This window comes from Streptomyces sp. Ac-502 (assembly GCF_045222935.1).
GTDB classification, from domain to species: Bacteria; Actinomycetota; Actinomycetes; order Streptomycetales; family Streptomycetaceae; genus Streptomyces; species Streptomyces monomycini.
The window spans coordinates 7,570,001-7,585,956 of sequence record NZ_JBHFFO010000001.1; the positions used below are offsets into that span (position 1 = coordinate 7,570,001).

Sequence of the window (15,956 nt, forward strand, 5' to 3'; positions counted from 1 at the left end):
TCGCAGAGACAACCAGGAGGTTGGCTTAGAAGCAGCCACCCTTGAAAGAGTGCGTAATAGCTCACTGGTCAAGTGATTCCGCGCCGACAATGTAGCGGGGCTCAAGCACACCGCCGAAGTCGTGTCATTGCAGTAGATACCCCTAACGGGGACTGTGATGGGTAGGGGAGCGTCGTGTGCCGGGTGAAGCAGCACCGGAAGGTAGTTGTGGACGGTTCACGAGTGAGAATGCAGGCATGAGTAGCGATACACACGTGGGAAACGTGTGCGCCGATTGACTAAGGGTTCCTGGGTCAAGCTGATCTGCCCAGGGTAAGTCGGGACCTAAGGCGAGGCCGACAGGCGTAGTCGATGGACAACCGGTTGATATTCCGGTACCCGCTTTGAAGCGCCAAACATCGAATCCATTAATGCTAAGGCCGTGAAGCCGCCCTGGAGTCTTCGGACAAAGGGGAGTGGTGGAGCCGCTGATCCAAGGTGGTAGTAGGTGAGTGATGGGGTGACGCAGGAAGGTAGTCCAGCCCGGGCGGTGGTTGTCCCGGGGTAAGGGTGTAGCCCGTGCGGTAGGCAAATCCGTCGCACGTTAAGGGTGAGACCTGATGCCGAGCCGATTGTGGTGAAGTGGATGATCCTATGCTGTCGAGAAAAGCCTCTAGCGAGTTTCATGGCGGCCCGTACCCTAAACCGACTCAGGTGGTCAGGTAGAGAATACCGAGGCGTTCGGGTGAACTATGGTTAAGGAACTCGGCAAAATGCCCCCGTAACTTCGGGAGAAGGGGGGCCATTGCTGGTGATGAGTTTTGCACTCTGAGCTGGTGGTGGCCGCAGAGACCAGCGAGAAGCGACTGTTTACTAAAAACACAGGTCCGTGCGAAGCCGTAAGGCGATGTATACGGACTGACGCCTGCCCGGTGCTGGAACGTTAAGGGGACCGGTTAGCTCCATTTCGGTGGGGCGAGGCTGAGAACTTAAGCGCCAGTAAACGGCGGTGGTAACTATAACCATCCTAAGGTAGCGAAATTCCTTGTCGGGTAAGTTCCGACCTGCACGAATGGCGTAACGACTTCTCGACTGTCTCAACCATAGGCCCGGTGAAATTGCACTACGAGTAAAGATGCTCGTTTCGCGCAGCAGGACGGAAAGACCCCGGGACCTTTACTATAGCTTGATATTGGTGTTCGGTTCGGCTTGTGTAGGATAGGTGGGAGACTGTGAACTCGTCACGCCAGTGGCGGGGGAGTCGTTGTTGAAATACCACTCTGGTCGTGCTGGATGTCTAACCTGGGTCCGTGATCCGGATCAGGGACAGTGTCTGGTGGGTAGTTTAACTGGGGCGGTTGCCTCCTAAAGAGTAACGGAGGCGCCCAAAGGTTCCCTCAGCCTGGTTGGCAATCAGGTGTTGAGTGTAAGTGCACAAGGGAGCTTGACTGTGAGACTGACGGGTCGAGCAGGTACGAAAGTAGGGACTAGTGATCCGGCGGTGGCTTGTGGAAGCGCCGTCGCTCAACGGATAAAAGGTACCCCGGGGATAACAGGCTGATCTTCCCCAAGAGTCCATATCGACGGGATGGTTTGGCACCTCGATGTCGGCTCGTCGCATCCTGGGGCTGGAGTCGGTCCCAAGGGTTGGGCTGTTCGCCCATTAAAGCGGTACGCGAGCTGGGTTTAGAACGTCGTGAGACAGTTCGGTCCCTATCCGCTGTGCGCGTAGGAGTCTTGAGAAGGGCTGTCCCTAGTACGAGAGGACCGGGACGGACGAACCTCTGGTGTGCCAGTTGTCCTGCCAAGGGCATGGCTGGTTGGCTACGTTCGGAAAGGATAACCGCTGAAAGCATCTAAGCGGGAAGCCTGCTTCGAGATGAGGGCTCCCACCCCCTGGAGGGGTTAAGGCTCCCAGTAGACGACTGGGTTGATAGGCCAGATATGGAAGCCCGGTAACGGGTGGAGTTGACTGGTACTAATAGGCCGAGGGCTTGTCCTCAGTTGCTCGCGTCCACTGTGTTAGTTCTGAAGTAACGAACTCGCCTTGCCGGCTGGAGTTCAACTTTATAGTGTTTCGGTGGTCATAGCGTTAGGGAAACGCCCGGTTACATTTCGAACCCGGAAGCTAAGCCTTTCAGCGCCGATGGTACTGCAGGGGGGACCCTGTGGGAGAGTAGGACGCCGCCGAACAGTTTTTCAGCTCCGGTCCCTGAACCTTATGGTTCAGGGACCGGAGCTTTTTGTTCTTCCGGTGCAGTGCGGCGCGTTACTTCATGTTCACTTCAAGTGGTCAGGCTCCGTGGCATGGGGACAGTCGAAACGCTCAGGTCGGCCGGTGTCCGCGCGGGCGACGAGGTGGTGGTGCCGGCGTACGGCAGCCCTGAAGTCACCGAGGCCGTCGTGGAGCTGGGCGCGCTGCCGGTCTTCGCCGACGTGGACGCGGACAGTTTCTGCCTCGACCCGGCCGCGGTGGCCGACGCCGTCACCCCGCGCACGGCTGCCGTCGTCGCCGTACACCGCTTCGGCCGGCCCGCGGACATGGGCTGGATACGCGAGACCGGGCGGCGGCACGGGCTGCTGGTCGTCGCCGCCGACGAGCCCGGTGCCGGACGGGCGGACCAGGGCGACGTACAGCGCCGACAGGACCGTGCGGCTTACCTGAACGGACGGTTGACCGGCGTCCTGACGCCGCCGGCCGTCGCGGGCCACACCTACGAGCAGTACGTCGTGCGGGTGCCCGGCAACGGGCGGCCGGACCGGGACGCCTTCGCGCGGGCCCTGCGTTCCCGGGGCGTCGCCTGCCGCGTCCCCGTACAGGCGCCGGTGTACCGCTTGCCGGGGCTGCGGCGGGACGTCTTCCTGCCACAGACGGAGCGGGCCGTGGACGAGACGCTCACCCTGCCGGTGCGCCCCGAACTGTCGCGACGCGAATTGCAGAAGATGGCCGGCGCGTGCAACGCGCTCGGTGGACTGCTGCGGCCGATGCTGCAACCAGCGTTCTGAAAAATCCCTTTTGCGGGGGAGTGGTGTGCGGTCCGCGGGCACTCTTCCGGGTGAGCGTTCCTTGATTCGGTTTATCGGACGAGTTCGGGTAGAGTTTTCCTCGTTGCCGCGCCCCAATAGCTCAGTCGGCAGAGCGTCTCCATGGTAAGGAGAAGGTCTACGGTTCGATTCCGTATTGGGGCTCCAGAGGGAAAGGCCCCCGCCGTACGGCGGGGGCCTTTTCGTATCCGGAAAGGGAGGGCCCGAAGGCTCCCCGCCCGGCGGGCCCCGGGGGTCACGCGTCGAGCGGGACCTCGGGGACACGCATGGCGAGGATGGCCATGTCGTCGGACGCCGGTTCGGCGGCGAAGCGCTCCACAGCGCGCAGGATGCGCGCGGCCACGGCGCCGGCGGTCAGACCTGTACAGGTCGTCAGCACGTCGGTGAGACCGTCGTCACCCAGCATCCGGGTGCCCTCGCGGCGCTCGGTGACGCCGTCGGTGACACACAGCAGGACGTCGCCCGGATCGAGCGTGACGGTCTGCTCGTACAGCTCCAGGTCGTCCATGACGCCCAGCAGGGGCTGCGGATCGGCGGCCGGCTCGACCGTGCCGTCCTGGCGCAGGCGCAGCGGCAGCGGATGACCCGCGCAGACGACCTTCAGGACGGCGCTGCCGTCGCGCTGCGGCCACAGCTCGCCGTACAGGAGCGTCAGGAAGCGGCTGCGGGCCCCCTCGTCGAGGATCGCGGCGTTCAGGCGCTCCAGGACGGCGGGGCCGCCGAAGCCCTCCCGGGCGAGCAGGCGCAGGGCGTGCCGGGCCAGGCCGGTGACGGCGGCGGCCTCCGGGCCCGTACCGCAGACGTCGCCGATGGCGAAGCCGTACGCGCCGTCGCGGATGGGGAAGAGGTCGTAGAAGTCGCCGCCGACCTCGTTGCCCTCGCCGGCCGCGCGGTAGATGACCTCGACCTCGACGCCCGGGACCTCGGGCAGCTCCGGGGGCAGCAGGCTGCGCTGGAGGGACTGGCTGATGGCCGTGCGCTCCGAGTACAGGCGCGCGTTGTCCAGGGCGAGTGCGGCCCGCCGGGAGAGGTCCTCGGCGAGTTCCAGGATCTCCTGGCGGAAGTGTTCCTCGCTGGGCTTGCCGAGGGTGAGCATGCCGATGACGCGGTTGCGGGCGACCAGGGGCAGGACGACGGTCTCGCCGCCCACCGCGGAGGCGGTGGCGAGGGTGGCGCCGGGGCCCTTGGAGGGGCGGGCCGAGTTGCCGAGGCCCAGGCTGCGCAGGGAGGTGCGCAGGGCCGCGTCGTGAGCGGCGTCGGTCGGCGCGTTCCAGAGGCGGGCGCCGGGGGTGGGCACCGGCTCCGGCGGGTCGACCTTCATCAGGAGCGACTTGAGGCCGTCGATGCGGTCCTCGTCCTCGTGCAGCACGTAGGACAGCTCCGGCTCGGACGCCTGGTCGGCGACGGTGTAGACGGCGCACCAGGTGGCGAGGGTGGGGACGGTCATCTGGGCCATCAGGGCCAGCGTCTGGTCCCGGTCGAGGGTGCCGGCGAGCAGGTCGGAGGCCTCGACGAGGAAGGAGAGGGAGCCGCGGCGCAGCCGTTCCAGTTCGGTCAGGCGGGCCCGTTCGACGGCCAGTGCGATGCGGTCGGCGGCGAACTGGAGGCGCAGGGCCTCCTCGTTCGTGTACCGGCCGGGGGCCTCGGCGGCGACGCCCAGGGAGCCGGTGAGGCGGCCCTCGACCTTCAGGGGGACCGTGACGACCGAGCGCATGCCGGTGCCGGAGAGCAGCGGTACGGCGCCCGGTACGGCGGTCAGGTCCTCGTGGACGGCCGGCATCCGGGCGGAGCCGTACCGTCCGGAGCCCGCCTCGACCGGGACGCGGGCGAAGCGCTGGCGGGCGGAGGGCAGGCCGGTGGAGGCCCGTACCTCCAGTTCGGTCTCGTCGTCGGTGGCCAGCAGGAGGTACGCGGCGTCGCCGTCGAGCATGTCGCGGGCGCGTTCGACCGTGCGCTGGAGCAGGCCGTCCAGGTCGTCGGGGGCCGGCGAGCCGATGAAGACCTCGAACGGGTCGGCGGGGCCGCGGCCCTCGGGCGGCTGGGCCGCCTGGTCGGGGGCGGGTGTGCGCAGCGGGCTCTGCAGGACGGCGCGCTCGTGGTCGCGCACCAGGAGGCAGACCGTGTACGGCTCGCCGTCGGCGTCGCGGACGCGCAGGTGGGAGGCGTACACCGGGACGACCCGGCCGTCCGCGCCCCGTATGCCGTACGAGCCCTCCCAGCGGGAGAGCAGCAGCGCCTCGGCGATGCCGGTGCCCGTGCCGGGGGTGTGCGGCCAGGCGGCGAAGTCGGTGAGGGGTTTGCCGACGACCTGCTCGGGGTCGTAGGCGAAGAGGTCCCGCGCGTCCTCGTTCCAGAAGCTGATGCAGCCGCCGCGGTCGATCTGGACGACGGCGACGCGGACCCGGCTGTCGGCGACCGGCAGGGCGTCCACGGGCAGGGCGGGGCCCGCCGAGCGGGTGCCGGCCGGGCGTTCGGGCAGGTCGAGCTGGAACCAGACGTGCTTCTGGGAGGCGGTGTACTCCACGCCCCAGCGGCTGGCCAGCGCGCCGCACAGCAGCAGTCCGCGGCCGCCCTCGCGATCCGGATGGGCGAACGCGCGCCCGGCGTTCTGGAGCGGGATCTCCCGCTCCGGATAGCGGTCCGCGACCTCGATGCGCACGCCGCCGTCCGTGCGCAGGCACAGTACGTCGGCGGCGGTGCCCGCGTGGACGACGGCGTTGGTGACCAGTTCGCTGGTCAGGACGACGGCGTCGTCGACGATGTCGCCGTAGCCCCAGCCCTGGAGGGTGTCGCGCACGAAGGCGCGGGCGGTGGCGACCGAGCGGCCGACCGGCTCGAACGTGGCAGCGGCCCGCGCGGTGATCACTGGTCTCCTCATGCGTGTGTCGGTGATCTGCTCTCCCACCATGGCGGCGCCCCTCCGAAAGCCTGGTGTGCTCCCCACTGCCCGTGCTGGACGGCCGGGGCGGGTGGACAGCCGGATGCCAGGTTACTTACCTTCGCCGCGCGTGCGGATGCCGGTCACGTCTGTTTGCGCCCCGATCGTGCTTCGGGACGGTATGCGATGCTGCCGAACTGTTATGGCCTGGTTGGGCCATGGTGAAACACTGGGCAAGCTCAAAGAGAAGGCCCGGGTAGAACGGTCGACCCTGCGGGAGGGACACGGTGGAGTCTGGCGCAGCGGCGCGGGGCACGAGCACGCGCGCGAAAGGCGGACGTTCCCGGAGCAACGGGACGACTGAGGTGGATACGGCTGCGCTGAACCGGCTGCTGGCTGCTCTCGTCTCGATGCGGGACGGGAATTTCCGTAAGCGGCTGACGGTCTCCGGTGACGGAGTGCTGTCGGAGATCGCCGCTGTCTACAACGAGGTGGCGGACCGCAATCTGCACCTGACGGGAGAGCTGGCGCGGGTGCGCCGGGTCGTCGGCCGTGAGGGAAAACTCACGGAACGGCTGGAGGCCGGCGCCTGCGAAGGCTCCTGGGCCGCGGCCGTCGACGCCTCGAACGCCCTCGTCGACGATCTCGTACGGCCGGTGTCCGAGGTGGGCCGGGTGCTCTCCGCGGTGTCCGAGGGCGACCTGGAACAGCGGATGGACCTGCGCTCGCGCGGTACGGACGGGACCTCGGCGCATCCGCTGCGCGGGGAGTTCCTGAAGGTCGGCCGTACGGTCAACGGTCTGGTGGACCAGTTGTCGGCCTTCACCGACGAGGTGACGCGGGTCGCCAGCGAGGTCGGTACGGAGGGCAAGCTCGGCGGGCAGGCGCGGGTGCGCGGCATGTCCGGGTCCTGGAAGGACCTGACCGAGTCCGTCAACACGATGGCGTCCCGGCTGACGGCGCAGGTGCGGGACATCGCGCTGGTCACCACGGCCGTCGCCAAGGGTGATCTGTCACGCAAGGTGACCGTGCACGTCGCCGGCGAGATGCTGGAGCTGAAGAACACCGTCAACACGATGGTGGACCAGCTCTCCTCCTTCGCCTCCGAGGTCACCCGGGTGGCGCGCGAGGTCGGTACGGAGGGCGAGCTGGGCGGCCAGGCGCAGGTGCCGGGTGTCGCGGGGGTCTGGAAGGACCTCACGGACTCCGTCAACCTGATGGCCGGCAACCTCACCGCCCAGGTGCGCGGGATCGCCCAGGTGACCACGGCGGTCGCCAACGGCGACCTGTCGCAGAAGGTCACGGTCAGCGCGCGCGGCGAGGTCGCGCAGCTGGCCGACACGATCAACACGATGACCGAGACGCTGCGCACGTTCGCGGACGAGGTCACCCGGGTCGCCAACGAGGTCGGGGCCGAGGGCCAGCTGGGCGGACAGGCGCAGGTGCCGGGCGCCGCGGGGACGTGGAAGGACCTCACCGATTCGGTGAACAACGCCTTCCGCAACCTGACGGGGCAGGTCCGGGACATCGCGCAGGTGACGACGGCGGTGGCCAACGGTGATCTGTCGCAGAAGGTCACGGTCGACGTCGCGGGCGAGATGCTCGAACTGAAGAACACCGTGAACACGATGGTGGACCAGCTGTCCTCGTTCGGTGCCGAGGTGACGCGCGTCGCGCGGGAGATCGGCGTCGAGGGCGAGCTGGGCGGCCAGGCCGCCGTGCCGGGCGCCGCGGGCACCTGGAAGGACCTCACGGACTCCGTGAACACGGCCTTCCGCAACCTCACCGGTCAGGTGCGCAACATCGCGCAGGTGACGACGGCGGTGGCCAACGGTGATCTGTCGCAGAAGGTCACCGTCGACGTGTCCGGCGAGATGCTCCAGCTGAAGAACACCGTGAACACGATGGTGGACCAGCTGTCCTCGTTCGCCGACCAGGTCACCCGGATGGCCCGGGACGTGGGCACGGAGGGCCGCCTCGGCGGTCAGGCCCGGGTGGACGGCGTCAGCGGTACGTGGAAGGAACTGACCGACTCCGTCAACTTCATGGCGGGCAACCTGACGTCCCAGGTGCGGCAGATCGCGCAGGTGACGACGGCGGTGGCGCGCGGCGACCTGTCGCAGAAGATCGACGTGGACGCCCGGGGCGAGATCCTGGAGCTGAAGAACACCATCAACACGATGGTCGACCAGCTCTCGGCCTTCGCGGAACAGGTCACCAGAGTGGCCCGCGAGGTCGGCACGGACGGCAGGCTCGGCGGTCAGGCGCAGGTGCCGGGCGTCGCGGGCGTCTGGCGCGATCTGACCGACTCGGTGAACGGCATGGCCGGCAACCTGACCGCCCAGGTGCGCAACATCGCGCAGGTCGCGACGGCGGTGGCCCGCGGCGACCTGTCGCAGAAGATCGACGTGGACGCCCGGGGCGAGATCCTGGAGCTGAAGAACACCCTGAACACGATGGTCGACCAGCTGTCGTCGTTCGCCGACCAGGTGACGCGCGTCGCCCGCGAGGTGGGCACCGAGGGCATCCTGGGCGGCCAGGCCGAGGTGCAGGGCGTCAGCGGTACGTGGAAGGACCTCACCCAGTCCGTCAACTTCATGGCGAACAACCTGACGTCCCAGGTGCGCAGCATCGGCGAGGTGACCACCGCGGTCGCGCGCGGCGACCTGTCGAAGAAGATCACCGTCGACGCCAAGGGCGAGATCCTCGAACTGGTCACGACCGTGAACACGATGGTCGACCAGCTGTCGCTCTTCGCCGAGCAGGTGCTGCGCGTCGCCCGTGAGGTGGGTACGGAAGGCCAGCTGGGCGGCCAGGCGCGGGTCCCCGGGGTCACCGGCATCTGGAAGGACCTGAGCGACAACGTCAACCTGATGGCCAACAACCTGACCATCCAGGTGCGCAACATCTCCCAGGTCTCGGCGGCGGTCGCCAACGGCGACCTGACCAAGAAGGTCACGGTCGAGGCCCGCGGCGAGGTCGCGCAGCTCGCCGACACGGTGAACACGATGGTCACCACGCTGTCGTCGTTCGCCGACGAGGTCACCAGGGTGGCCCGTGAGGTGGGCACCGACGGCATCCTGGGCGGCCAGGCCCGCGTACCCGGTGTCGCCGGTACGTGGAAGGACCTGACCGAGTCGGTGAACTCGATGGCCAACAACCTGACCGGCCAGGTGCGCAACATCGCGATGGTCACCACGGCCATCGCCAAGGGCGACCTGACCAAGAAGATCGACATCGACGCGCGGGGCGAGATCCTGGCCCTGAAGACGACCATCAACACGATGGTCGACCAGCTCTCCTCCTTCGCCGAGCAGGTCACCCGGGTGGCCCGCGAGGTGGGTACGGACGGCCAGCTGGGCGGCCAGGCCCAGGTGCGCGGCGTGGCCGGCACCTGGAAGGACCTGACGGAGTCGGTGAACGAGATGGCGGGCAACCTGACCCGTCAGGTGCGGGCGATCGCCGCCGTCGCCGCCGCGGTGACCCTGGGCGACCACAACGTCCGCATCGACGTGGACGCGGCGGGCGAGATCCTGGAGCTCCAGGACAACGTCAACACGATGATCTCCACGCTCCGCGAGACCACCCTGGCCAACGAGGAGCAGGACTGGCTCAAGGGCAACCTGGCCCGGATCTCCGGCCTGATGCAGGGCCGCCGCGACCTCAAGGACGTGGCGACGCTGATCATGAGCGAGCTGTCCCCGGCGGTCTCGGCGCAGCACGGCGCGTTCTTCCTCGCCGCGCAGCCCGGCGACAGCAACGAGATCGGCGCGGACGGCGGTGAGCCGGGCGCCTACGAGCTGCGGCTGATGGGCTCGTACGGCTACTCGATGGGCACCATGCCGACGACGTTCCGGCCGGGGAGACCCTGATCGGCACGGCGGCGGCGGAGAAGCGCACGATCCTGGTGGAGAACGTGCCCTCCGGCTATCTGAAGATCGCCTCCGGGCTGGGCGAGGCGCCTCCGGCCAATGTGATCGTGCTGCCGGTGCTCTTCGAGGACAAGGTGCTCGGCGTGATCGAGCTGGCCTCCTTCCAGCCGTTCACCCAGATCCAGAAGGACTTCCTCAGCCAGATCGCGGAGATGATCGCGACCAGCGTCAACACCATCTCCGTCAACACCAAGACCGAGGTGCTGCTCAAGCAGTCGCAGGAGCTGACCGAACAACTCAAGGAGCGTTCGGGCGAGTTGGAGAGCCGCCAGAAGGCGCTGGAGCTGTCCAACTCCGAACTGGAGGAGAAGGCCGAGCAACTGCGCGCGCAGAACCGCGACATCGAGGTGAAGAACACCGAGATCGAGGAGGCGCGGCAGGTCCTGGAGGAGCGCGCCGAGCAGCTCGCCGTCTCGATGCGCTACAAGTCGGAATTCCTGGCGAACATGTCGCACGAGCTGCGGACGCCGCTGAACTCGCTGCTGATTCTCGCCAAACTGCTCGCCGACAACGCGGAGGGGAATCTCTCCCCGAAGCAGGTCGAATTCTCCGAGACCATCCACGGCGCCGGTTCCGACCTGCTCCAGCTCATCAACGACATCCTGGACCTGTCGAAGGTCGAGGCGGGCAAGATGGACGTCAGTCCGACCCGGATCGCGCTGGTCCAGCTCGTCGACTACGTGGAGGCCACGTTCCGGCCGCTGACCGCGGAGAAGGGACTCGACTTCTCCGTACGGGTCTCCCCGGAGCTGCCCGCCACGCTGCACACCGACGAGCAGCGGCTGCTCCAGGTCCTGCGCAACCTGCTGGCCAACGCGGTGAAGTTCACCGACAGCGGCGCCGTCGAGCTGGTCATCCGGCCGGCCGGCGACGACGTGCCGACGGACATCCGTGAGCATCTGCTGGAGCACGGCGCGCTGCGCGAGCCGGACGCCGACATGATCGCGTTCTCGGTGACGGACACCGGTATCGGCATCGCGTCCAGCAAGATGCGGGTGATCTTCGAGGCGTTCAAGCAGGCGGACGGCACCACCAGCCGCAAGTACGGCGGTACGGGCCTGGGCCTGTCCATCAGCCGGGAGATCGCGCGGCTGCTCGGCGGCGAGATCCACGCCGCCAGTGAGCCGGGCCGCGGCTCGACCTTCACGCTTTACCTGCCGTACAACCCGGGCGGGCTGCCGCCGCAGGGCTACCCGCAGTTGGTCGCGGGCGGCCTCGCGATGGACGCCGAGGCGCGGGACGCGGAGCTCGGGCGGCAGGCCGCGGAGGAGGCCGCACAGACCGGTGTCGCGCCGTCCCGGGGCAGCGGCCCGGGGCTCGCCCGGCGCCGCCGCCGCCCGGCCGCCGTCGAGGCGCCGCGGCCGGAGCTGCCGGCCGCGCCCGTACCGGCGGCGCCGCGGCCCGCGGAGGAGCCCGCGCAGGCGTCCGTCGAGGAGCCCTGGATCGGCAACGGCCAGGACCTGGTGTCGGGCGGGTTCGACGGCGGCTTCCACGGCGAGAAGGTGCTGATCGTCGACGACGACATCCGTAACGTCTTCGCGCTGACCAGCGTGCTGGAGCAGAACGGGCTGTCGGTGCTGTACGCGGAGAACGGCCGGGAGGGCATCGAGGTCCTGGAGCAGCACGACGACGTGGTGCTCGTCCTGATGGACATCATGATGCCGGAGATGGACGGCTACGCGACCACGGCCGCGATCCGGCGGATGCCGCAGTTCGCCGGGCTGCCGATCATCGCGCTGACCGCGAAGGCGATGAAGGGCGACCGGGAGAAGAGCATCGAGGCCGGGGCGTCCGACTACGTGACCAAGCCGGTGGACACCGACCACCTGCTGACGGTGATGGAGCAATGGATGCGCACGCGGTGACACGTTCGTCAAATGAGGCTCGTAAGGTTCCCCGCATGTTGACTCAGTGTGGCCGGCCACGTGTGGGAGAGCGGTATTCGGGGAACCTTCTGGTCTCTCACTGCGTTTGTGCTACGTGCACAGTGACATCGCGGTGACAGGGTGTGGCGACAGGCGGGGTGCGGCTACGATGACCGGCACAAGGACGGGCGGCATGACAGAGCCGTCCCCTGGGGCGGCGTCCGGTTCATTGCCGGGGCGAGGAGGACGGGCCATGGTGCAGAAGGCCAAGATCCTCCTGGTCGATGACCGGCCGGAGAATCTGCTGGCGCTGGAGGCGATCCTCTCCGCGCTCGATCAGACACTGGTGCGGGCATCGTCCGGGGAGGAAGCGCTCAAGGCACTGCTCACCGACGATTTCGCGGTGATCCTGCTCGACGTGCAGATGCCGGGGATGGACGGGTTCGAGACGGCCGCGCACATCAAGCGGCGCGAACGGACGCGGGACATCCCGATCATCTTCCTGACCGCCATCAACCACGGCCCGCACCACACCTTCCGTGGTTACGCGGCGGGTGCGGTCGACTACATCTCCAAGCCGTTCGACCCGTGGGTGCTGCGCGCCAAGGTCTCGGTCTTCGTCGAGCTGTACATGAAGAACTGTCAACTGCGGGAGCAGGCGACGCTGCTGCGGCTCCAGCTGGAGAGCGGCCGTGCCGCGGCGGACGAGGCCAGGGAGCCCGCCGGGCTGCTCGCCGAGCTGTCCGCCCGGCTCGCGGCCGTGGAGGAGCAGGCCGAGGCGCTGTCCAAGCAGCTGGACGAGTCGGCGGACGCGGCGGCCATCGCGACCGCGGCCCATCTGGAGCGCAAGCTCACCGGACTGCGGCGGGCGCTGGACGCCCTGGAGCCCGGCACGGGCAACGGCGCGTCCTGACGCGCGCCTTGCCACGGCGCCGTCAGGCGTTCCAGCGGCCCGCTGGGCGGCCTGCGGGCCATGGCGGCGGGTCCCCGGCCCCGGCGTGCCCCTGACGGGCCATCACCAGCCGTGTGCGGTGCCGGTGTCGTGAGCCGTCGGCGTGAAGTGTCCGGCGCGGAGCGCGACACGAATGGGTGAAGGGCCGAGCGCTCGTGTCACTGTGGCCGTCGCCTGTAATCTCGTCACCATGGCCTCACGTACGTCCGGCAAGGGTTCCCAGAGCACGGCGGGCCCCTCGAAGCAGCGCGCCGGACAGCCCGGAGGCGCCGCCAAGAAGGCCGCCGCGAAGAAAGCGCCGGCGAAGAAGGCGCCGGTTCCGGCCAAGAGGGCGCCCGCCAAGAAGACCGCGCCGGCCAAGCGCGCGCCGGCGAAGAGGGCGGCCGCCAGGAAGGCGCCGCCGAGACCCGCGCCGTCGCCCACCGGCGGCGTCTACCGCCTGGTGCGGGCCTGCTGGCTCGGGCTGGCGCACGGCGTCGGCGCGATGTTCCGCGGCTTCGGGCGCGGCGCGAAGAACCTCGACCCGGCGCACCGCAAGGACGGGCTCTCGCTGCTGCTCCTCGGCCTCGCCCTGGTCATCGCGGCGGGCACCTGGTCCAGCCTCAGCGGCCCGGTCGGCGACCTCGTCCGGCTGCTGATCACCGGCGCCTTCGGCCGCCTGGACCTGGTCGTGCCGATCCTCCTCGGCGGCATCGCGCTGCGGCTGATCCGGCACCCGGAGCAGCCCGAGGCCAACGGGCGGATCGTGATCGGGCTGTCCGCCCTGGTCATCGGCATCCTGGGGCAGGTCGCGATGGCCTGCGGGTCGCCGGGCCGGGGGACGGCATAGCGGCCGTGCAGGACGCCGGGGGCTATGTCGGCTGGGCCGCGTCCAAGCCGCTGATCTTCACCGTCGGGCAGACCCTGGCGGTGGCGCTGCTGGTGCTGCTCACCGTCTTCGGTCTGCTCGTCGTCACCGCCACACCCGTCAACGCCATCCCGCAGCGGCTGCGGCTGCTCGGTGCCCGGCTGGGCCTGGTCGAGGTGTACGAGCCCGAGCCGGTGGCCGCGGAGCCCGAGGAGTACGCCGAGGACTGGCGCGACCGGTCGGGGCGGGGCGCGCGGCGCGCCGCCGGGCCGGTCCCCGCGGACGATCCGGACGCCATAGAGGAGGCGGCGCTGGCGAAGCGCCGTCGCGGGCGCCGTACACCCTTGCAGCCCGTCGACCGTCCCATGGACGCGGTCGACGTGGCCGCGGCGGCCGCCGCCTCGCTGGACGGGGCCGTCCTGCACGGCGTCCAGCCCTCGCCCCTGGTCGCCGACCTCAGCAGCAGCATCTCCGGCGAGCGCCGGGACGGTGAGCACCACGAGGACGAGCGGCCCACGGCCGGCAAGAAGCAGGACAGCGGCGCGGTGCCGCCCGCCCGCGGCCCGGGCCAGGGCGGTGGGGACAAGCCCTCGGGCCCGGTGCCGGACTTCACGAAGTCCGCGCCGGAACCGTCCGGCGAGCTGCCCTCGCGGGCCGAGCAGCTGCTGCTGTCCAACGACATCACCTACTCGCTGCCGTCGCTGGACCTGCTCACCCGCGGCGGTCCCGGCAAGACCCGCAGCGCGGCCAACGACGCCGTCGTGGAGTCGCTGACCACCGTCTTCCAGGAGTTCAAGGTCGACGCGGCGGTCACCGGCTTCACCCGTGGCCCGACGGTCACCCGCTACGAGGTCGAACTGGGCCCCGCGGTGAAGGTCGAGAAGATCACCGCGCTGGCCAAGAACATCGCGTACGCGGTCGCCAGTCCGGACGTCCGGATCATCAGCCCGATCCCCGGCAAGTCCGCGGTCGGCATCGAGATCCCGAACAGCGACCGGGAGATGGTCAACCTCGGCGACGTGCTGCGCTCGGCGGAGTCGGCGGGCGAGGACCACCCGCTGCTGGTCGGCCTCGGCAAGGACGTCGAGGGCGGGTACGTCTCGGCCAACCTGGCGCGGATGCCGCACATCCTGGTGGCCGGCGCGACCGGCTCCGGCAAGTCGTCCTGCATCAACTGCCTCATCACCTCGGTGATGGCGCGCGCCACCCCCGACGAGGTGCGGATGGTGCTGGTCGACCCCAAGCGCGTCGAGCTGACCGCGTACGAGGGCATCCCGCACCTGATCACCCCGATCATCACCAACCCCAAGAAGGCCGCCGAGGCCCTGCAGTGGGTGGTGCGCGAGATGGACCTGCGCTACGACGACCTGGCGGCCTACGGCTACCGGCACATCGACGACTTCAACGCGGCCGTGCGCAGCGGCAAGGCGGAGCCGCCGGAGGGCAGCGAGCGCGACCTGTCGCCGTACCCGTACCTGCTGGTGATCGTGGACGAGCTGGCGGACCTGATGATGGTCGCGCCGCGCGACGTGGAGGACTCCATCGTCCGCATCACCCAGCTCGCGCGCGCCGCCGGCATCCACCTGGTGCTGGCCACCCAGCGGCCCTCGGTGGACGTGGTGACCGGTCTGATCAAGGCGAACGTGCCGTCCCGGCTGGCGTTCGCGACCTCCTCGCTCGCCGACAGCCGGGTCATCCTGGACCAGCCGGGCGCGGAGAAGCTCATCGGCAAGGGCGACAGCCTGTTCCTGCCGATGGGCGCGAACAAACCGGTGCGCATGCAGGGCGCGTTCGTGCAGGAGGACGAGGTCCAGCTGGTCGTCCAGCACTGCAAGGACCAGATGGCGCCGGTCTTCCGGGAGGACGTCACGGTCGGCACGGCCAAGAAGAAGGAGATCGACGAGGACATCGGCGACGACCTGGACCTGCTGTGCCAGGCCGCTGAGCTGGTGGTCTCCACCCAGTTCGGGTCCACGTCCATGCTCCAGCGGAAGCTGCGGGTGGGCTTCGCCAAGGCCGGGCGGCTGATGGACCTGATGGAGTCGCGCAACATCGTCGGGCCGAGCGAGGGGTCGAAGGCGCGCGACGTCATGGTCAAGCCGGACGAGTTGGAGGGCGTACTGGCGGTCATCCGGGGGAGACGCCTTCGTAGCGGCCGCTGTTCTCCGGGAGCCGTCGTCCGGGTGTGTCACCCGGCGCGGGGCGACGGCGGCGGAAGTCCAGGAGCCGCGTCCCAAGTTCACTCGTACGGGCGGTCCGGAGCGGCTGTCGGAGATCGAAAGCAACCGTTTCCTCCGTCGCTACGTCAAGTTGAGGGAGGTGGTGGGAGGATGATGCAGCCTCGGCAACCGGACCGGGCGTCCGGCGGCCTCCCCGGCCTTCTGATGGCGTACAAAGTCCGCTCTTCCGCTTGCCCGACCCTTTCGGTACACCCCTAGACTGAACCTCCAGCAGGTGG

General features: G+C 68.9%; 5 protein-coding genes, 1 tRNA gene, 2 rRNA genes and 1 pseudogene (1 of these 9 cut by a window edge). 8 read left to right on the forward strand and 1 reads right to left on the reverse strand.

The genetic code is table 11. From position 1 onward, the window contains the following. The 4 genes from ACEXOX_RS34560 to ACEXOX_RS34575 all read left to right on the forward strand — a co-directional run. Nucleotides 1-1,981: ribosomal RNA gene (locus ACEXOX_RS34560) — 23S ribosomal RNA — on the forward strand (it extends 1,140 nt beyond the left edge of the window). A gap of 74 nt (nucleotides 1,982-2,055) precedes the next feature. Next, nucleotides 2,056-2,172 (forward strand): 5S ribosomal RNA (gene rrf / locus ACEXOX_RS34565). A 114-nt stretch (nucleotides 2,173-2,286) separates the two neighbouring features. Continuing rightward, nucleotides 2,287-2,985, forward strand: a complete 699-nt coding sequence (locus ACEXOX_RS34570; RefSeq protein ID WP_406524834.1) for a DegT/DnrJ/EryC1/StrS family aminotransferase — start codon at nucleotides 2,287-2,289, stop codon at nucleotides 2,983-2,985. Between the two features lie 110 nt (nucleotides 2,986-3,095). Next, nucleotides 3,096-3,171: transfer RNA gene (locus ACEXOX_RS34575), tRNA-Thr, on the forward strand. 88 nt (nucleotides 3,172-3,259) lie between these two features. Here ACEXOX_RS34575 and ACEXOX_RS34580 read toward each other — a convergent pair. Continuing rightward, nucleotides 3,260-5,932, reverse strand: coding sequence for a SpoIIE family protein phosphatase (locus tag ACEXOX_RS34580; protein WP_406524835.1), 2,673 nt, complete (start codon nucleotides 5,930-5,932; stop codon nucleotides 3,260-3,262). A gap of 257 nt (nucleotides 5,933-6,189) precedes the next feature. Between ACEXOX_RS34580 and ACEXOX_RS34585 the strand changes: the two are divergent. The 4 genes and pseudogenes from ACEXOX_RS34585 (at nucleotide 6,190) to ACEXOX_RS34600 (ending at nucleotide 15,936) form a co-directional block, all read left to right on the forward strand. Then, nucleotides 6,190-11,699: pseudogene (locus tag ACEXOX_RS34585) on the forward strand (HAMP domain-containing protein). 253 nt (nucleotides 11,700-11,952) lie between these two features. After that, the gene (locus tag ACEXOX_RS34590; protein ID WP_030024631.1) at nucleotides 11,953-12,612 is read left to right on the forward strand and encodes a two-component system response regulator; all 660 of its coding nucleotides are present in this window, start codon (nucleotides 11,953-11,955) and stop codon (nucleotides 12,610-12,612) included. 229 nt (nucleotides 12,613-12,841) lie between these two features. Beyond that, nucleotides 12,842-13,480 (forward strand): hypothetical protein, encoded by a 639-nt coding sequence (locus tag ACEXOX_RS34595; RefSeq protein WP_406524836.1) that lies wholly within the window; start codon nucleotides 12,842-12,844, stop codon nucleotides 13,478-13,480. A gap of 5 nt (nucleotides 13,481-13,485) precedes the next feature. Continuing rightward, entirely contained in the window at nucleotides 13,486-15,936 is a 2,451-nt protein-coding gene (locus ACEXOX_RS34600; protein WP_406524837.1) for a DNA translocase FtsK, read from the forward strand. The last annotated feature ends 20 nt before the right edge of the window (nucleotides 15,937-15,956 follow it).

Coding starts and splice junctions, on each gene's coding strand:
- ACEXOX_RS34570 (WP_406524834.1), top strand. CDS start 2,287: ATGGGGACAGTCGAAACGCTCAGGTCGGCCGGTGTCCGCGCGGGCGAC.
- ACEXOX_RS34580 (WP_406524835.1), bottom strand. CDS start 5,932: ATGGTGGGAGAGCAGATCACCGACACACGCATGAGGAGACCAGTGATC.
- ACEXOX_RS34590 (WP_030024631.1), top strand. CDS start 11,953: ATGGTGCAGAAGGCCAAGATCCTCCTGGTCGATGACCGGCCGGAGAAT.
- ACEXOX_RS34595 (WP_406524836.1), top strand. CDS start 12,842: ATGGCCTCACGTACGTCCGGCAAGGGTTCCCAGAGCACGGCGGGCCCC.